Raw genomic sequence first — 16,731 nt, 5'->3', positions numbered from 1 at the left:
TACCCGAGGATGACGGCGGCGCGCGCAAAAAGCTTCGCTTGTGGTCCGAATCTGGCGCTATCGCACCGTCCGGGCGACCAGTCGCTCGGCCACGACGGCCAACTCGGCGACGCGGGACCCGTCTCGTCGTCTGGTCGGACCGGGTCGGCCAGAACGTGTCGGCCGGACCCGTCAGTCCTGCCAGCGCAGGCAGGTCGCGGCCCAGGTGTAGCCCGTCCCGGCGGCGAGAAAGAGCACGTCGTCGCCGGGCTCGACCCGCCCTCGTGCCAGCCCCTCGTCCAGCGCGAGCACCTGGTCGGCCGACTGGACGTGGCCGTAGTCGTCGAGGTAGTAGGCGTCGGTCGCGGGGTCACAGCCCAGGTCGTCGCACAGGTGCTCGTGGAACGACCGTTTCACGTGCGTCAGCGCGACGAAGTCGACCGAGTCGACGCCGGAGCGCTCCATGGCGGTGTGGGCGACCTCGCGGAAGTTCGGGAGGCTCACCTCGGCGAGGCGTTCCTTCATCGACGGCTGGTCGGGCACGTCGAGCGCGTGCAGCCCCGTCTCGACCGTCTCCCTGCTCGGCGGGCGCCTCGACCCGCCGGCGGGCATCACCACGTCGCCGGCGAACGAGCCGTCGGTGACGGCGGCGCTCTCGCCGACTGTGGCCCGGACCCGTTCGTCGTCGGGGTCGGCTTCGAGCACCATCGCGCTCGCGCCGGACCCGAAGTTGAACATGAACGACGAGCGCTCGTTCCCGTAGTCGACGAGGTCCGCCTCGCGGCTGGCGGTGACGAGCAGGGCGCTGTCGACGTGGTCGGCGAGCAACTGCGCCTTCGTCTGGCGGATGGCCAGGGGTGCGCCGGCACAGAGCGAGTAGGACTCGTTCGCGTAGGCGTCGGTCGCGCCGAGTCGCTCGGCGACGGCGGCGGCGGCCGACCAGACGACGTGGTCCTTGAACTCGCTGCCGTGGTACAGCACGAGGTCGAGGTCGGTCGCGTCGAGGCCGGCGTCGGCGAGTGCGTCCTCGCCGGCCGCGACGGCCATGTCGGTCACGTGGTCGTCGTCGGGCGGACAGACGTGCTTCTGCCGGAGGCCCATCTTCTCGACGACCACGTCGACGGGAACCCCGCTTGCCTCGGCGACCGCCTCACCCGACAGCGTCTCGTCGGGGACGTACGTCCCGTAGCCGGTGAGTGCGACGGACTCGCCGGTCACAGCTTCCACCCCCGAACGCGCGCCTCGACGGCGTCGGCGGCGCGTTCGGCGACGGTCCCACCGAGGTGCGCCCGGACCGTCCCGAGCAACCCGTTGGGCACGTACAGCACGAACAGGACGAACAGCAGGCCGATGTAGAGCCCGGCGCGACCGTTGAGGAACACCTCGATGCCCTCGCCGACGGTGAAGCCGTCGAGTAGCACGGTGTTCAGCGTCCCCTCGCCGAGGTGGCTGCGGAGGTACGGCAGCAGGCCACCACCCTCCTTCGTGAGGAACTCGTGCAGTCCCTCGTGGAACAGTCGGCCGAACAGCGGGCCGGCGACGGTGCCGAAGCCGCCGATGATGGACGCCAGCAACGCGTCCCCGGCGGTGAGGAAGTAGAAGGAGTTCTCCGGCGCGACCGAGGTCCGGTAGCCCGCGAACAGGCCGCCGGCGATGGCCCCGAAGAAGCCCGAGATGGCGAACGCACCCATCTTCACGCGGAACGTGTCGTAGCCGACCGCACGGGCGCGCTCCTCGTTCTCGCGGATGGCTATCATCGCCCGCCCGAACGGCGAGTGGATGATTCGCTGCATCGTGAAGTAACAGACGAGCACGACCAGCCCGACCATGTAGTACGACACCTCGCCCGGACCGAGGGCGATGGTGTGACTGATGGGTTCGAGCGCCCCGATGCCGGTCATCTGTGCGAAGTCCATCCCCCAGGTGAACGTGTCGCCCTGGAGCTGGCCGATGGTCATGTTCAGCGAGTCGACGTAGGGCACGCCGACGGCGAACCCGTCGCTGCGACCGACGACGGCGATGCCGTCCCCCGGGTTCGAGCCGAGGTAGTCCCAGTTAGAGAAGAACACGTAGAGGATCTGGGCGAACCCGAGCGTGATCATCGCGAAGTAGACGCCGGTCAGCCGGAACGCGACCGCGCCCATAAGCAGCGCCAGGACCACGGCGAGGAACCCCCCGAGCAGCAAGAGCACAACGAACGGCGTCCCCGAGCCAAGCAGGGGCACCTGCCCGTTCGCGACGAGGATGACGAAGTACGCCCCGAGGCCGTAGAACGCCGAGTGGCCGAAGGAGAGGTACCCCGTGTAGCCGCTGATGAAGTCGAAGCTCATCGCGAACAGGCCGAAGTAGAACACCGTTATCATCGTCTGCACGCGCGGCAGGAACATCGCCATCTCCGCCCCGACTGGCGAGCCGAGCAGGAACGTGTAGACGAACGGGTAGAGCCCGAAGAAGCCGACCACGAGCGCGTGTGCGACGTGCTTGCGGAGGTACTCGACGAGGTAGTGCTCGTCGGTGGCCGTCTCGCTCGCGACGTCGGCGGAGTCGGCCGTCGCGGTTGCGCCGCCGTCGGGTTCGGTCGTCGACGCAGCCACACCATCGTCTGGCGCGTCGGTCGGGTCGCTAATGGCCACCCACCTCCTCGACGCCGAACAGCCCCTGCGGTCGCAGCACGAGCGTGCCCACCAGGATGAGGAAGATGAACAGCTCCGGCAGCGCGGAGAAGCCGACGATGTCGCTGGTGAACAGTTCCGTCGTGAATGCGTCGACGAAGCCGACCAGCAGGCCGGCGACGACGGTGCCCCGGAACGTGCCGAGACCGCCGACGATGACGACGACGAACGCGGGCAGCAGCACCTCCGCACCGAGGTCGATGCTGGCCGCCCACGCGCTGTCCCACATCAACAGTGCACCGGCGACGCCGGTGATGCCGACGCCCACGCCGAAGACGACGGTGAACGCCTGGTGGACGTTCACGCCGAGGGCCTGTGCCATCTCGCCGTCCTCGCTTCCGGCCCGGATGTAGAGCCCGTACCGGGTCCGGGTGAGGAACAGCCAGACGCCGGCAGTGACGACGATGCCCAGCAGTATCTGGAACACCTCCAGCCCCTCGACACTCAGGCCGAGCACGTCGTGCGTCTCCGAGATGATGTCCGGACGGGTGCCCTGGGCCTCCAGCCAGTCCGTCGACGGCTGGACGTCGTAGAACAGCAGCACCATGCGCAACAGCTCCTCGAGCACCAGCGTGACGCCGAAGGTCAGCAGTATCTGGTACAGCGGCGGCCGGTCGTACAGCGGCCGGATGAGCGTCACCTCCAGCGCGCCGCCGAACGCCGTCAGCAGTGCGAACACGACGACGATAGCGACGAAGAACAGGGCGATGCGCCCGACGTTGCCGGTCGCGCTCGCGGCGAATGTCACCATCACGAGCCCACCGAGGTACGCCCCGATGGCGGTCAGCGAGCCGTGCGCGAAGTTGAGCACGCCCATCAGTCCGAAGATGAGCGTCAGTCCGGCGGCGATCATCACGTACAGCGACGCCTTCGCGAGCCCGTCGAACAGCACGCGCGCCAGCACCGACGGGTCGAGGAAGTGCGCGATGGCGTCGACGAGCGAGGCGAGGAGAATCACGTCAGGTACCTCCGTATCTCCTCGTCGTCGGCACTGACGCCGTCGGTCGTGTCCGAGTGGACGACCTCGCCGTGGTCCATCAGGTAGAACCGGTCCGCCAGGTCCATCGCGAGCGGGAAGTTCTGCTCGACGAGCAGCAGCGAGGCCTCGTCCGAGACCGCACGCAGCGCGTTCGCCACGTCCTCGACGATCTGCGGTGCGAGCCCCTCGCTGGGTTCGTCGACGAGCAGCAGTTCGTTCTCGCCCACCAGCCCCCGGGCGATGGCGACCATCTGCTGCTGGCCGCCCGAGAGGTTGCCGGCCTTCCGGTGGCGGAACTCCCTGAGGTCGGGGAACGCCTCGAACGCGCGTTCGAGGTGGGCGTCGACGCCGACGCCGTCCTTGACCGCGACGCGAACGTTCTCCTCGACGGTCAACTGGCCGAACATCCGCCTGTCTTCGGGAATCCAGCCCATGCCGGCGCGTGCCACGTCGTGTGTCTCGGCTCCGGTCACGTCGTCGCCGTGCAGGCGCACGGTGCCCGAGCGCGGCGGCGTCAGTTGCAGTGCGGTCCGCAGGGTGGTCGTCTTGCCGACGCCGTTCCGGCCGACCAGCGCGACGGTCTCGCCGGGGTCGACGTGCAACGAGACGCCTTCGAGGATGTGGCTCTCCCCGTAGTACGTGTGCACGTCCTCGAGTTCGAGCAGGTGGCTCACGCGACGCCACCCCCGGCGGAGCCGTCCCCGTTCGCCTGGTCGTCGAGGCCCTCCTCTGGGTCGTAGCCACCGAGGTAGGCCTTCCGGACCGCGTCGTCCTCCCGGACCGCCTCCGGCGGGCCGTCCGCGATGAGTTCGCCCTGGTGCAACACGGCGATGCGGTCGGCGAGGTCCATCACGACGTCCATGTTGTGCTCGACCAGCAACACGGCGTGGTCGTCCGCGACGTCGTCGATGAGGTCGACGACCTCGTCGACGCTCTCAGAGGAGACGCCGGCCGCCGGTTCGTCCAGCAACAGGACGTCCGGGTCGCCGGCGAGGGCGACGCCGAGTTCGAGCTGGCGCTTCTCGCCGTGGCTGAGGTTCTGGGCGACCACGTCTGCCTTCCCGGCGAGGCCGACCCGGTCGAGGATGGTCTCCGCCTCGGCGACGTACTCGGGGAAGGCGTCGGCGTTCCGCCAGAAGCGCATCGTGGCGTCGCCGTGGGCCTGTGCCGCCACGCGCACGTTCTCCAGCACCGTCGTCGTCGGGAACAGGTTCGTTATCTGGTACGACCGGTGGACGCCGGCGCTCGCCGTCTCGTGAGGGTCGTAGTCGGTCACGTCCAGCCACCCGTCGCCGTCGCGGAACTCGACGCTCCCCGTCGATGGGTCGAGCGTCCCCGTGAGCAGGTTGAAGAACGTCGTCTTCCCGGCCCCGTTCGGTCCGATGAGCGCACAGCACTCGTCGGACGCGAGCTCGAACGACACGCCGTCGACGGCCGTGACGCCGCCGAAGTGCTTCGTTACACCGTCGGTTCGTAACACCTGAGCGGTCATTCGCTTAGAGCGAGCAGCCCATCTGGTCGTCGTCGGCCGGGATGGTCGTCTTGTCCCTGCCGACGCGGGCGACCGGCTGGCCCGGCATGATGCTGGCTCCCCAGCTGCCCGCCCACTCGTCGCTCGTCGGCACGGGGTAGGCGACGGTCACCTCGGAGCGCGCCTGGTTGTTGTACTCCTGGTAGGTGTACGCGTCCGCGCCCTTCGGGGTGTCCGCGACCGTCATCCCCCGCATCGCGTCCGCGATGTCGATGCCCTCGGTCGACCCGGAGGCCTGCACCGCCTGGTGGACCGACGAGGCCGCGGTGAACGTCCCGGAGGTGAACAGGTCCGGCACCTTCCCGTAGGCGCCCGTGTACATGTCGACGAACGCGGAGTTGATCTCGTTGTCGTACTGGTTCCAGTGGTACCGGGTCGTGAACGGCCCGATGCGCGAGTCACGGATCTTCTCGGCGGTCAGCGGTTCGCCGAGCAGGTTCGTCAGGATCTGCCCGACGACCGCGTTCGTGATCTCCGTGGCGAAGCCACCGAAGATGCGCATGTCGTAGTTCGCCCCGGTCGTCATGAAGTTCGGCAGCGTGGCGACCGTGAAGCCGGGGACGACCGCGTCGGCGTTCGCGTCAACCGCGGCCTCGAACAGCCCCTCGAACTCGGAGTAGCCCTGCGGGACGAACCGCTCGCCGACGATATCGATGCCGTTGTCCTCCAGCACCGTCCGGTAGTTGTTCACGACGGCGCGACCGAACGAGTAGTCGGCGCCCATCAGGAACACGCGCTGGATGTCCGTCTCCTGGGCGGCGTAGGTACCGCCGGACCGGGCGTCCATCGCCGTGTTCTCGTTGGCGCGGAACACCTGGTCCGAGCAGGTCTCGCTGTTCGCGGTGATGTCGGCCGAGGCCGCCGGCCCCGCGATGAACGGGACGTCGACGCCGGACGTGTTCACGACGGTCTGGGCGACTCGCGTCGCCGACCCGGACGAGGAACAGCCGAACAGCACGTCGACGTCGTCCTGCTGGACGAGGTCCGTCGCGGCCGTCTGGGCCTCGTCGGCCGAGAACTGCGTGTCCTTGAACACGAGTTCCCAGGTCACGTCGCCGTCCTCGATGGTCTTCGTCCCCGTCGTGATGTCCGTCAGCGGGTCGGTGTCGGTCCGGTAGGCCAGCCCCGAGAGGAAGCCCCAGATGGACTGCATCCCGTAGTACTGGAGGTCGCCGGACATCGGTTGCATGACGCCGACCGTGACCGTCCCGGACGCGGAGACGTCGGCCTGCGAGGTCGTCTTCGTGCCCCCACCGCCGGTGGTCGTCCCTCCGTCGGTCGCTGGCGTGTCAGTTCCGTTCCCACCACTCGTGCATCCGGCGAGCCCGGTCGTCCCGAGCGCGCCCAGCGTTCCCAGCATTCGTCTCCGTGAGATGCTCACGCGCGACATACTGAGACTTACGAATGACTAGCCGCAAGAATTGCGAGGTTAACATGTGAACGAGCTACCTACTCGTCGAGGTCCGAGAGCGCGTCGACGACCCGTTCGACCATCTTCTGCTGACCGCGTCGCAGGTTCTTCGAGACGGCGGGTTTGGAGACGCCGAACTCCTCGGCCAGACCGCCGAGGGTCGTCTGGCGCGGGCTCTCGAAGTAGCCCTCGTTCGCCGCCGTCTCCAGCGTCGTCCGTTCGACGTCGGACAGGTCCCGGCACCCGTCGATGAGCGTCATCGCGGCCCCGGCGTTCTGGACGATGTCGTTCATCGACGGCAGGGTCACCGACTCGCGTTCGAGCACGTCGAACTCGTTGTGCTTCTCCAGTTCGGAGAGCGTGCCGTCGGCCAGTCGCTCCTCGTCGAACCCGACGTGCCACGTCTCGCTCCCGTCCTCGATGTAGAACGGACCGGTGATGTAGCCGTCGTTGCCACGGATGGTCCCCATCGCGTCCGTCTGGCCCATCACCGTCTTCAGGTGGGCGACGTTCTCGCGCTTGGCCAGCAAGGAGACGTCGTGCATGTTGTCGTGTGACTGTAGCGCGTGCAGGCCGTTGTCGAGTGCGCCCCTGTCCGCCCCCTCGACGACCATCCGACACTCCAGTTCGGAGGCGACCGGATGGAACTCCCAGTGTGCCGCCGCGAACGCCACCTCGTGGTCTGTCGTGGTGTCGATGAACGGGCAGTCGTACTGCTGCATGTCCATCGAGATATCTATCATGATAGTCTGTGACTAGTGTTCACATAGCGACGTGACAGGGCATAAGCGTTGTCGTCCGGGCACACTACTCACGACGCTCGGCCGACGACGACCGCCCGGGAGCGTTTTGCAGTCCCGATTCCAACCCCCGGACATGGAAACGAACGCACCCTTCGTCGGGGTCGACGGCTGTCCCGACGGCTGGGTCGCGGTCCGGTACGGGTCGGACTCGTTCGTCGACGCACGGCGATACGGGTCCATCGAGGCGCTCTGGGAGGACAACCGCGACGCCGAGACGATACTGGTGGACGTTCCGGTCGGCGTCGCCGACGACGCGGCCGCCCGCGAACCGGAACGGGAAGCACGGGCGGTCCTCGGTCCTCGAAGCAGCAGCGTGTTCAACGTCCCGATCCGACCGGTGCTGGGCGTCGAGGACTACCACGACGCCAACGAGGAGCAGAAGGACCGCATCGACACGGGCCTCCAGCGACAGACCCACGCCATCGCACCGCGAATCCGGGCGGTCGACGACCTGTTGCGGGACGACGACGTCGGCGCGACGCAGGACGTCCTGCGAGAGGCCCACCCCGAGGTCTGCTTCTGGGCGTTCGCCGGGGAGACGCCGATGGCGTACTCGAAGACCGGCCAGCCGGCGGCCGCGTTCTGGGAACGCGTCGAGGTCCTCGAACCGGTCGACGAGGAGTTCGTGACCCACCTGCGGGCGGCCGGGAACGCGGTCCGTGACTGGGCCGACCCCGAACTGTCCAACGACGACCTGCTCGACGCGTTCGTCCTGGCACTGACCGCGAGAGAGGGCGCGGGCGACTACCGGACGCTCCCGGCGGAGCCGGCCACCGACGCGGCAGGACTCCGGATGGAGATGGTGTTCGCGCACCCGGGCTGACTACTCCTCGCCGAACTCGTCCTCGACGGCGTCGCGGTCGATCTTCGACGGGCCGGACGTCGGCATCTCGTCGACGAACGCGAGGTGGCGGGGACGCTTGAACCGGGCGAGTCGGCCGTCGAGGAACGCGGTCAACTCCTCCACGGTCAGCGAGTCGTCCCCCTCGACGACCGCCTTCCCGACCTGTCCCCATCGCTCGTCGGGGACCGGAATCACGACCACCTCGTCGACCTTCGGGTGCCCCGAGACGGCGTCCTCGACCTCGGGAGGGTAGACGTTCTCGCCGCCCGAGACGTACATGTTCTTCTTCCGCCCCTCGACGTAGAGGTAGCCGTCCTCGTCTCGGCGGGCGAGGTCGCCCGTCGACACCCAGGCGTCACCCGACCCGTCGTCGCCGCCGAACGTCGCGGCGGTCTCGTCGGGGGCGTGCCAGTAGCCCGCTGCGGCGTGGGGGCTGGCGAGTTCCAGTTCGCCGACCTCGCCGCGGTCGACCCGGTCGCCGTCGTCGTCCACGATTCGCACGTCGAGGTGCATCACGGGGACGCCGACGCTGTCGGCCTTCTCGCGTGGCCAGCCGTCGGGCATGGCGAAGTTGTTCGGACCGCACTCGGTCAGCCCGTACCCCTGCGAGAGGTCGACGCCGCGGTCCCACCAGCGCTCCATCACCGACTCGCGGCAGGGACCGCCACCCGACTTGACCAGGCGGAGCGTCGAGAGGTCGGCGTCCGCCCAGCCGTCGGCCCGGGTCATCATCCGGAGGACCGCAGGCACGGCCACGAGGACGGTCGCGTCCCGTTCGTCGACGATGGTCAGGACCGTCGTCGGGTCGAACTCGCGGGCGACGACCACCTCCGCCCCGAGGTGGAACATGGGTACCGTGAGGACGTTCCAGCCGCCGGTGTGGAACATCGGGAACACCATCGGCGTCACGTCCTCCGGTCGCAGCCCCCACGCAGTGATGGTGTTGAACGAGTTCCACGCGATGGAGCCGTGGGTGAGGACCGTCTCCTTCGGCGTCCCCGTCGACCCGCCGGTGTGCAGGAACAGGTGGGCGTGGTCCAACCCGAACGACGCCGTCTCGACCGGCGAGTCGTCGTCCGGGACGGCCTCGGCGAACGGTTCGTGGTCGGTGTCGCCCAGGCCGAGGACGGGGCCGTCGTACTCGCAGGCTCCGTGGGACAGCGCCTCGTCGACGAGGCCCTCGAACGTGTCCTCGACGACGAGCAGCGACGGCGCGACGTCCGTCAGCAACGCCGCGAGTTCGCGAGCCGCCAGCCGGTGCGACAGGGGTGCGAGGACGCCCCCTGTCTTCCCCGTCGCGAAGAAGAGGTCGACGAGTTCGGGCCGGTTCCGGGAGACGACGGCGACCCGGTCACCGACCGTGACCGCGTCGCCGGGCGTCTCGTCCCCGTCCGAATCCAGCGTCTCCGGGTCGTCGGCGTCGACGCCGTGGGTCCGGAGCAGGCGCGCGACCTGGTTCGCACGGCGGTCGAGGTCGGCGTAGGTGTACGACTCCCCCGTCGTCGCGTCGCGGAGGCCGACGGCGTCGGGCGACAGGGCCGCCCGTCGCTCGGACCACGCACCGACCCACTCGTACGGTCGGGCGTTACCTCGCATGTTCCTCCACGTGTGCCCGTACGTCGGCGGTGACGGCGTCGGCCTCCTCGATGAAGAAGAGGTGCGACCCGCCCTCGTACAGTCGGCGTTCGCTGTTCGGCAGTCCCTCGTGCAGACGCTCCCCGTTCTCGACGGGCAGGACCCGGTCGGCGGTCCCGTGGAGGACGAGCGTCGGCGGGGTGACCTCGTCCAGCCACGGCGTGCTGTCGAAGGCGACGACGGCGCCGGCCTGGGCCGTCCGGGCGGGGTCCGGTGCGTCGGAGTCGAGTCGCCAGTCGACGATGCGCTCCAGCAGGTCCTCGTTCTCCGTCCGGAACTCGTCGGACGTCGCCGGACGCATCTTGTACCGGATGGCCTCGCGCTCGTCGTAGCCGTCCGGCACGTCGAACATGTACTCCCGGGTCTCCGCCGGCGTCTCGACGGCGTCCTCGCCGCCGTGGGTGGTACACAGCAGGGTGAGCGAGACGGCGCGGTCGTACTCGCGGGCGTAGCGCTGGGCGGTCATCCCACCCATGCTCGCGCCGACGACGTGTGCCGCCTCGACCCCTTCCGCGTCGAGTACCGATTCGAGGTCGCTCGCGAACGCGGCGATGCTGTACGCCTCGGGGTCGGCCGGCACGTCGGACTCGCCGGTCCCCCGGTTGTCGAACACCAGCGTCCGGTAGTCGTCGAGGCGTTCCCGCTGGAACCGCCACATCCACCGGCCGTACCCCAGTCCCTCGCAGAACGCGACGACCGGGGCGCCCGCCGGTCCGTCGACCTCGTAGGAGATAGCGACGCCGTCGTTGTCCACAGTCGGCATGTCGGACCAGACGGCCGACCGGATAGTAAGGACCCCGTTTTACATGTTAACCCCTAGCTTGAACCCCGTCCGACGAGCGGGTTCGAGCATGCCAGTCGCGACGGTTGGGGACACCGCAACCGCACGGATGACGGTATCGACCGACGACATCGAAGCCTACGCCGACCTGGTCGGCGACGACAACCCGATCCACGTCGACGAGGGGTACGCCGAGGAGACGATGTTCGACGGTCGCATCGCTCACGGGATGCTCTCGGCCGGCGTCGTCAGCGCCGCACTCGCGGACCTCCCCGGCGACGTCATCTACGTCTCGCAGGACCTCTCCTTCCAGGCGCCGGTCCACCCGGGCCAGACGGTCGAGGCGACGGTCGAGGTGGTCGAGGCCCTGGGGGACGACCGCCTCCGGGTCCGGACGGACGTCGTCGCCGACGGCGTGACGGTCCTCTCCGGCGAGGCGCTGGTCCTCTCGGTCCCGCACGAGACGCCCGACGAATCCTGCGGTGGTGCCGAGGCCGGCGCGGACTGACGGGGCTTCGACCGACCGTCGCGTTTATCCGGTCGCACCGGGAACGTGACGCCTGATGGAGCGCCTGCACGCCCGGTACCCGTTCTTCACGGCCGCCCGCGATGCCGTCGACGCCGCCGCGGTCGACCTCGCCGAGCTGGTCGCACAGCCCGACGAACCGGCCGTCGACCGCGCGGTCGACCGGGTGACCACCGCGCTCACCGACCACACGACGGGCAGGCCTCACCGCGACGCCCGGACGGAACTGCTCTCGTATCCCGTCGCCCGGGTGCTCGTCTCGCTCGTCGACGACGCCGTCGTCACCCGGACGTACGCCATCGCCGAGGCGACGACGGCCCACGAACGCGTCCTGTCCGACCTCGACGGCGACGACCTCAAGTCGACCCGCGGCGTCGACCTCTCTATCGACCGGTTGCTCGACGAGTTCGACCTCGTCGACGACGTCGAGGAGACAGCAGCCGGCGGCTACCGCGTGGCGGTCGCCCGGTACCTCCAGCTCTCGTCGGACCTCGACGACCCGGACTGGCGACTCCCGCGACGCAGTCTCACCGACGGGTTCGTCCCCGTCACCCGGGGCGAACTCCTCGCACTGCTCCGGGCCGCCATCGAGGAGCGCGTCGCCGCCGGCCTGCCCTTTACGGTTCCGGACGGCATCGCGGCCCACCTCGACGACGAGGTGGCCCAGGTCGAGGACGTGCTCTCGGACCCGGTACTCCCCACCTCCTTCGACGAGGTCCGGCCCGAGTCGTTCCCCCCGTGTATGACGGCACTCCTCGAACGCGCTCGCGACGGTGCTGACCTGCCGGACCACTCGTGGTTCTCCCTGCTGTCGTTCTGTGCGACGGTTGGCATGAGCGCCGAAGAGGCCGTCGCCACCGTCGACCCGGACGACCCGGTGGTCGCAGAGCGCATCGAGTACGGTATCGGGAAACTCGCGACGGCAGACGGCGACGTCGCGTACCCGCCGGTCTCGTGTGCGACGATGGAGAACTACGGTGACTGCGTGAACAAGGACGACGTCTGTGCGACTATCTCGCACCCTCTGTCGTACTACGAGACGCGACTCGCCGACGGCGACTGATCACTCCTCGTCTTCCAGGTCCAGCCAGTACGACCGCGAGTAACCGACCAGCGTCATCAGTACGACGAACCCGGCGACTGCGAAGGCGAGTAGTCGTCCACCCTCGCTACTCAACACACCCGTACTGTCGCCGTAGGTCACCCCGATGAACGCCATCGCGGCGATGACGAGACCGACGGCGCTGGCCGCGACGACGACCTCCTTGAGGGTATCCGAATCCATCTTGCCTCGCCGTTTCAGTGGCCGGGACAAAAGCGTATCGTACTCAGGCCACGGTGAACGCCATCGGTTCGAACGACATGAACGCGGTCTCGTAGCCCTCGTGCCGGGCGACCTGTGGCGGGGTCGTCACCCGGACGGTCACCTCGTCGCCTGATTCGAGCGAGTCGAGCGTCGCCCCGTAGTGGTACGCCAGTTCGGGGTCGAGCGTCGGGGCGAGGCGGTCGTCGAAGACCGTCTCGCCGCCCCGTTCGACCGTCGCTTCCAGTCCCATCAGCGGGAGCACCATCCCGTTGTAGGGCGTCCGCGGCGAGACTGCGAGGTGCGTACCCGTTCCGAACCGCTCCGCCTGGACGGCCGTGGCGACGAACGTCGCGTCGCCCGACGTCGCCGTTCCGACGGCCGTGCCGGGCAGTTCGTCGGGCGTCGGCGCGGTTCCAAGCGGCATGTCCATCGACATCTGCGGCCGGGCGGTCCGCTCGCCCGCCCGGTCTGGCGTGTTCTCGTACGTGATGTTCTCCTTCTCCCCCTGGCTGTAGGAGAGGTCGAGGTCGATGGTCGCCGGGTCGGTGAACCGGCCGTCGAACGACCCGGTCGTCTCGACGCCGCGCAACCCGCCGACGTTCACCCGGACGGTGTACTCCCCCGTCCCGTCGAGTGCGAAGTTCGCGCCGTAGTGAAAGCCCATCGGCTGGGAGAGCATGGGATAGACGACCTCCTCGGTGACGGTGTCGCCGTTCTTCAGGACGTCCAGGCTGACGCCGGCGTCGGGGACGACGACCTTCGTCTCGGGGTCCCAGACGCTCACCATCAGGTGGGCGGCGTCCTCCGAGCGGATCGACTGTTTCGACGCCTCGGTGCCCGATACCGTCCAGAACCTGTGCGGGTAGCTGTACATCACGGCGGCCGCGAAGTCGCCGTCCATGCCCATGTCCTCCATCTTCATCCCCTCGACGTGGGTGGGGAAGTAGACCGCGTCCGGTCTATCCGAGAGTACCGGCGGGACGCCGGCGGGCTGTGTCTCGAGCAGCCCCGTACACCCGGCGAGCCCGGTGGCCGCCGCACCGGCGCTGGCGGCGAGGAACGTGCGTCGTTGCATGGCCGGACCTCGGAACCTCGTGGAAAAACGACTTCTGGTTTATCCGTCGAATCGGGGCGGTACGGCGACGAATCCGGGGTTCGACTCCGGCTACGCCGGGCGTGGCGTCGGCAGGGAACGGTGAGCCCTCGGCGGGAGCAGGAAGTTCCCACGACGTTTGACGAAGGTGTACTCGAGGATGCCGTTGTTGACGCGCTGGCGGATGGCCGGTTGCTCCGTGTGTTCGCTGCCGGTCATGGCCGTTTTGGTCTCGACGAAGTCGGAGATGCGCCGTTGAACGGCGAGGAAGTGGACGCTCGCTTCGCCCAGGTCGGTCGAGTCGAAGTCCCGCCGGAGGATGATCGGTCGGCCGTCCTCGCGGGCGCTCGCCAGTTTCTGTGAGTGGCCGATGCGACCGTACTGCCGGGCGTCCTCCTCGATGCGGTCGCCACAGTCCTCCTCGGTGATGCCCGAGGAGTCGCCGAGGTTGTCGCCGGCCCCCTCGACTCGGCCCTGTTCGGCGTGGGCCGGACAGAACATCTCGGCGACGCGCTCGTCGCGGTCCTGCTCGACGTACCAGTCCTGGAGGCGGAGTCTGATGCGCGAGACGTGCTGGGTCGTTCCGTCCGCGAACGGACCGTCCTGGATGCTGACGCGGTCCTCGGTCGCCTGGTTCTTCTCGAACCCGGACTTGAATCCCATGTACAGCGGGGCGTCGTCCGGGACGTCGGCTTCTGCAGGGATGCCTTCAACGTCCTGATTCTCGGCGGGCAGGCCGTCGCCCACGAACCCGGTCCTGCGCCGGGGGAACTCCGTGGGGAGGTCGAAGACGTCGGCCAGCGAGGCCTCCATCTCGACGCCGTTGACCGTCTCGCGGGTCCCTTTCAGCCCCTCCTCGGCGGCCAGTAGCGCAGACCCGTGGTCGCTGGCGAGGTGGACGACGGCGTCGTGGGTGTCGAGTTCGGGGTCCTCGAACGGCGTGAGCGCTTCGGGCTGGGGGAGGTCGACCGACGACGGGAGGGACTCGTCGAACCGGTCGAAGTAACTCGGCGAGTAGCCGACGGTGAACAGCAGGCCGTCGTTCGACCACTCGTAGGCGCGTTCGAGACCCTGGAGGGCGGTCTCGACGGTCTCGCGCTCGTCGGCGGTCGGCGTCCCCTCGCCTGCGTAGTCGAGGTAGAGCAACGCGTGATGCCTCGCCAACACGGCGTTGCCGTGGTCGTCTCTGGAGAGGGCGTCGTTCCACGCGTGTTGCCGGGCCGGCAGGGTGGAGGGGTCGTCGACTCCGGTCGGGACGTCCGCACCGCCCTCGCGACCGAGACACGCGGACAGGGCGGTCGCACCACCGATCGCGACTGCGGATTTCACGAACTCCCGTCGTGGGATTCCGCGGGTGTCGCTCGGGTTCATTGCGTCCGGCTAGCCCCCGACCGCCAAAAAACGGACTGGTGCATCCGTCGAAAGGGCGAACAGGCGACGCAGGGGTCGGACCGTCCGGCAGTGCGTCGCACACCCGCCTCGGTTGCCGGACGACGTCGGTCAGGCCACGCCGACTGTCGTCCGGTCCTGGTACATAAACTACTGCGCCAGCAGGTCGTCGACGAGTCTCGTGAAGCGGTCGACGATGCGTTCGGGGAGCGTCGGCGTCACGTCCGCCAGCAGGGTCGCGGTCCGTTCGGGGTCCGCGAGGACGAGCGTGACGCGGTTGTGGCTGTCGCGTTCCTTCTCGACGAGGCCGGCGTCGACGAGGTTGGCGACGTGGTGTTCGAGCGTCGACCGTGCGATACCGACGCTGTCGGCGACCGTCGCGGGGCGTTGCGGTCCCCCTTCGATGAGCGTCGCGAGCACGTCCCGCGTCGTCTCGCGCCGGAGCAACGCGATGGTCGCACGTTCGAAGGCGTCGTACTCGGGCGGGTAGTAGTGCGTCCGTCCGAACAGTTCGTCCCGGACGACGCGTTCGTCGTCGACCAGCGTTCGAACGTGGTACTGTACCTGTCCGGGGGCGAACGGGAGCGAGCGGACGAGTTCGTTGAAGTGGACGCCGGGCGTGCTGACGATCTCCGCGGCGATGGTGTCTCGTGTATCGGTCATGTCTCTGGCTTCGGTTCCTGTCGGATGGACCGCGCGTACCACACTGCGCCGACGACCAGCGCGGTCATGGCCACGTCGAGGCCGTGTTCGAGGAGGTGGTGGGTCGCATCCGGGAGCAACCCCAGCATCGTCACCCACGCGACCCCCGAACGGACGCCGATGGTCGCCAGGGCGAGTGCGACCAGCAAGTACGGCCGGGACCGGCGGCGGACGTAGGCGGCCAGCCCCAGACCGAGGAGCAGGGCCGAACCGAGCGCGGCGAGACCGAGGACTCCGAGCAGTAACGGGTCAACGGTCGGTCCGGCGTGGAGTGGTCGTCCCACCGGCAGGGGGCTCATCGACCGTTCCTTTGGGGTCGAGACACCTCAACCGTTCGATTCGGTGGAAGACTTACGGTCTCTCGACCCCTATTTCAACTCGAAGCTAGAACCGCCGTACTGACCGCGTTCTGGCAGTGATTCCAATGGCGCACACTCGAAGCACACCCGCGTCACAGATGACAGTTCGCCCCGTTCCCGGGGACGCACGACTCGACCCGCGCTCTCGACGGGCACGGACCGAAGCGATGGCCGTCGAACCGCTCGGGAGCGGCCGCTACTCGGTCACTACCGAACACGGCACCTACCTCGTCGACACCCCGGCGGGACGGTGTACGTGTCCCGACCACACGTTCCGGGGCGCACGGTGCAAGCACCTCCGTCGCGTCGCTATCGAGATAACCGAAGGAACCGTCCCACCGCCGGACCACGTCGCCGTCGACTGCGCGGTCTGTGCGACGCGGACGTTCGTCCCGCCGGACGAACCGGAACCGCACTTCTGCGACCTGCACCGGCTCACCCGCGGCGACCTCGCCCGCGACCGCGAGACGGGCAGTACCGTCCTCGTCGTCGATGTCTCGTCCCGCCGCGCCGACGAGGTCCCCATCCGTGGGAAGGGATGTACCGTCGCGGAGTACGCAACGAACGGGGCCTACGCACCCGACGAACCGGTGGTGGCCGCGGTCTTCCCCTCGGTCTCCACGACAGGCGAGGGGGTCTCGCCGGAGACGCTCCGCGTGTACGCGTTCCCGGCGTCGCGCCTGGAGCGGGTCCGGTCGGACTGACCGGCCCGGCGTCTCGT

General features: G+C 68.7%; 18 protein-coding genes. 4 read left to right on the top strand and 14 right to left on the bottom strand.

Going from position 1 to position 16,731, the window contains the following annotated elements; translation table 11 throughout:
* Positions 1 to 171: 171 nt before the first annotated feature.
* The 7 genes from ACSC1W_RS14810 to ACSC1W_RS14780 are packed head-to-tail and all read right to left on the bottom strand — an operon-like array spanning position 172 to position 7,315.
* Positions 172 to 1,197 carry a 3-oxoacyl-ACP synthase gene (locus ACSC1W_RS14810; RefSeq protein ID WP_435348313.1) on the bottom strand — a complete coding sequence of 342 codons (1,026 nt, stop codon included), beginning with the start codon at positions 1,195 to 1,197 and terminating at the stop codon, positions 172 to 174.
* On the bottom strand, positions 1,194 to 2,612 hold the full coding sequence (locus ACSC1W_RS14805) for a branched-chain amino acid ABC transporter permease (RefSeq protein WP_435348312.1): 1,419 nt from the start codon (positions 2,610 to 2,612) through the stop codon (positions 1,194 to 1,196). The genes ACSC1W_RS14810 and ACSC1W_RS14805 overlap by 4 nt, the downstream gene beginning before the upstream one ends.
* On the bottom strand, positions 2,602 to 3,609 hold the full coding sequence (locus ACSC1W_RS14800; protein WP_435348311.1) for a branched-chain amino acid ABC transporter permease: 1,008 nt from the start codon (positions 3,607 to 3,609) through the stop codon (positions 2,602 to 2,604). Before ACSC1W_RS14800 ends, ACSC1W_RS14805 begins: the two co-directional genes overlap by 11 nt.
* A complete protein-coding gene (locus tag ACSC1W_RS14795) occupies positions 3,606 to 4,304 on the bottom strand; it encodes an ABC transporter ATP-binding protein (RefSeq protein WP_435348310.1) in 699 nt (232 codons plus the stop codon). The genes ACSC1W_RS14800 and ACSC1W_RS14795 overlap by 4 nt, the downstream gene beginning before the upstream one ends.
* Positions 4,301 to 5,110, bottom strand: coding sequence for an ABC transporter ATP-binding protein (locus ACSC1W_RS14790; protein WP_435348309.1), 810 nt, complete (start codon positions 5,108 to 5,110; stop codon positions 4,301 to 4,303). Before ACSC1W_RS14790 ends, ACSC1W_RS14795 begins: the two co-directional genes overlap by 4 nt.
* Positions 5,111 to 5,126: 16 nt before the next feature.
* Positions 5,127 to 6,551 carry an ABC transporter substrate-binding protein gene (locus ACSC1W_RS14785; protein WP_435348308.1) on the bottom strand — a complete coding sequence of 475 codons (1,425 nt, stop codon included), beginning with the start codon at positions 6,549 to 6,551 and terminating at the stop codon, positions 5,127 to 5,129.
* A 59-nt stretch (positions 6,552 to 6,610) separates the two neighbouring features.
* Positions 6,611 to 7,315 carry a helix-turn-helix domain-containing protein gene (locus ACSC1W_RS14780; protein WP_435348307.1) on the bottom strand — a complete coding sequence of 235 codons (705 nt, stop codon included), beginning with the start codon at positions 7,313 to 7,315 and terminating at the stop codon, positions 6,611 to 6,613.
* 133 nt (positions 7,316 to 7,448) lie between these two features.
* On the opposite strand from ACSC1W_RS14780, the gene ACSC1W_RS14775 reads away from it, so the two are divergent.
* Positions 7,449 to 8,198 (top strand): DUF429 domain-containing protein, encoded by a 750-nt coding sequence (locus tag ACSC1W_RS14775; protein WP_435348306.1) that lies wholly within the window; start codon positions 7,449 to 7,451, stop codon positions 8,196 to 8,198.
* Here the strand turns inward: ACSC1W_RS14775 and ACSC1W_RS14770 are convergent, their stop codons facing one another.
* Together ACSC1W_RS14770 and ACSC1W_RS14765 are read right to left on the bottom strand one after the other, a co-directional pair.
* A complete protein-coding gene (locus ACSC1W_RS14770) occupies positions 8,199 to 9,815 on the bottom strand; it encodes an AMP-binding protein (RefSeq protein WP_435348305.1) in 1,617 nt (538 codons plus the stop codon).
* A complete protein-coding gene (locus ACSC1W_RS14765; protein ID WP_435348304.1) occupies positions 9,805 to 10,617 on the bottom strand; it encodes an alpha/beta fold hydrolase in 813 nt (270 codons plus the stop codon). Before ACSC1W_RS14765 ends, ACSC1W_RS14770 begins: the two co-directional genes overlap by 11 nt.
* A gap of 88 nt (positions 10,618 to 10,705) precedes the next feature.
* On the opposite strand from ACSC1W_RS14765, the gene ACSC1W_RS14760 reads away from it, so the two are divergent.
* Both ACSC1W_RS14760 and ACSC1W_RS14755 read left to right on the top strand, forming a co-directional pair.
* On the top strand, positions 10,706 to 11,143 hold the full coding sequence (locus ACSC1W_RS14760; RefSeq protein WP_435348303.1) for a MaoC family dehydratase: 438 nt from the start codon (positions 10,706 to 10,708) through the stop codon (positions 11,141 to 11,143).
* Between the two features lie 55 nt (positions 11,144 to 11,198).
* The gene (locus tag ACSC1W_RS14755; protein ID WP_435348302.1) at positions 11,199 to 12,224 is read left to right on the top strand and encodes a DNA primase regulatory subunit PriL; all 1,026 of its coding nucleotides are present in this window, start codon (positions 11,199 to 11,201) and stop codon (positions 12,222 to 12,224) included.
* On the opposite strand, the gene ACSC1W_RS14750 is transcribed toward ACSC1W_RS14755, so the two are convergent.
* The 5 genes from ACSC1W_RS14750 to ACSC1W_RS14730 all read right to left on the bottom strand — a co-directional run bounded on the left by ACSC1W_RS14750 (position 12,225) and on the right by ACSC1W_RS14730 (position 15,950).
* Entirely contained in the window at positions 12,225 to 12,446 is a 222-nt protein-coding gene (locus ACSC1W_RS14750; RefSeq protein ID WP_435348301.1) for a DUF7472 family protein, read from the bottom strand.
* A 43-nt stretch (positions 12,447 to 12,489) separates the two neighbouring features.
* Positions 12,490 to 13,542 carry an iron transporter gene (locus ACSC1W_RS14745; protein WP_435348299.1) on the bottom strand — a complete coding sequence of 351 codons (1,053 nt, stop codon included), beginning with the start codon at positions 13,540 to 13,542 and terminating at the stop codon, positions 12,490 to 12,492.
* Positions 13,543 to 13,632: 90 nt separating this feature from the next.
* Positions 13,633 to 14,931, bottom strand: coding sequence for a DUF7405 family protein (locus tag ACSC1W_RS14740; RefSeq protein WP_435348298.1), 1,299 nt, complete (start codon positions 14,929 to 14,931; stop codon positions 13,633 to 13,635).
* A 168-nt stretch (positions 14,932 to 15,099) separates the two neighbouring features.
* Entirely contained in the window at positions 15,100 to 15,612 is a 513-nt protein-coding gene (locus tag ACSC1W_RS14735; protein ID WP_435348297.1) for a winged helix-turn-helix transcriptional regulator, read from the bottom strand.
* Positions 15,609 to 15,950: a DUF7471 family protein gene (locus ACSC1W_RS14730; RefSeq protein ID WP_435348296.1), complete on the bottom strand. Its 342-nt coding sequence runs from the start codon at positions 15,948 to 15,950 to the stop codon at positions 15,609 to 15,611. Before ACSC1W_RS14730 ends, ACSC1W_RS14735 begins: the two co-directional genes overlap by 4 nt.
* A 158-nt stretch (positions 15,951 to 16,108) precedes the next feature.
* Between ACSC1W_RS14730 and ACSC1W_RS14725 the strand changes: the two genes are divergently transcribed.
* The gene (locus tag ACSC1W_RS14725) at positions 16,109 to 16,714 is read left to right on the top strand and encodes an SWIM zinc finger family protein (protein ID WP_435348295.1); all 606 of its coding nucleotides are present in this window, start codon (positions 16,109 to 16,111) and stop codon (positions 16,712 to 16,714) included.
* Positions 16,715 to 16,731: the final 17 nt, after the last annotated feature.

Source organism: Haloarchaeobius marinus, from assembly GCF_051207415.1.
Classification (GTDB): Archaea; Halobacteriota; Halobacteria; order Halobacteriales; family Natrialbaceae; genus Haloarchaeobius.
Note: the sequence above shows the minus strand (reverse complement) of the source record. Positions and strands in the feature narration are given on the sequence as shown.

What these genes read in the sequence shown, in the direction of transcription:
- ACSC1W_RS14785 (WP_435348308.1), bottom strand. Translation starts at nt 6,551, where the DNA reads ATGTCGCGCGTGAGCATCTCACGGAGACGAATGCTGGGAACGCTGGGC.
- ACSC1W_RS14780 (WP_435348307.1), bottom strand. Translation starts at nt 7,315, where the DNA reads ATGATAGATATCTCGATGGACATGCAGCAGTACGACTGCCCGTTCATC.
- ACSC1W_RS14775 (WP_435348306.1), top strand. Translation starts at nt 7,449, where the DNA reads ATGGAAACGAACGCACCCTTCGTCGGGGTCGACGGCTGTCCCGACGGC.
- ACSC1W_RS14770 (WP_435348305.1), bottom strand. Translation starts at nt 9,815, where the DNA reads ATGCGAGGTAACGCCCGACCGTACGAGTGGGTCGGTGCGTGGTCCGAG.
- ACSC1W_RS14765 (WP_435348304.1), bottom strand. Translation starts at nt 10,617, where the DNA reads ATGCCGACTGTGGACAACGACGGCGTCGCTATCTCCTACGAGGTCGAC.
- ACSC1W_RS14760 (WP_435348303.1), top strand. Translation starts at nt 10,706, where the DNA reads ATGCCAGTCGCGACGGTTGGGGACACCGCAACCGCACGGATGACGGTA.
- ACSC1W_RS14755 (WP_435348302.1), top strand. Translation starts at nt 11,199, where the DNA reads ATGGAGCGCCTGCACGCCCGGTACCCGTTCTTCACGGCCGCCCGCGAT.
- ACSC1W_RS14750 (WP_435348301.1), bottom strand. Translation starts at nt 12,446, where the DNA reads ATGGATTCGGATACCCTCAAGGAGGTCGTCGTCGCGGCCAGCGCCGTC.
- ACSC1W_RS14745 (WP_435348299.1), bottom strand. Translation starts at nt 13,542, where the DNA reads ATGCAACGACGCACGTTCCTCGCCGCCAGCGCCGGTGCGGCGGCCACC.
- ACSC1W_RS14740 (WP_435348298.1), bottom strand. Translation starts at nt 14,931, where the DNA reads ATGAACCCGAGCGACACCCGCGGAATCCCACGACGGGAGTTCGTGAAA.
- ACSC1W_RS14735 (WP_435348297.1), bottom strand. Translation starts at nt 15,612, where the DNA reads ATGACCGATACACGAGACACCATCGCCGCGGAGATCGTCAGCACGCCC.
- ACSC1W_RS14730 (WP_435348296.1), bottom strand. Translation starts at nt 15,950, where the DNA reads ATGAGCCCCCTGCCGGTGGGACGACCACTCCACGCCGGACCGACCGTT.
- ACSC1W_RS14725 (WP_435348295.1), top strand. Translation starts at nt 16,109, where the DNA reads ATGACAGTTCGCCCCGTTCCCGGGGACGCACGACTCGACCCGCGCTCT.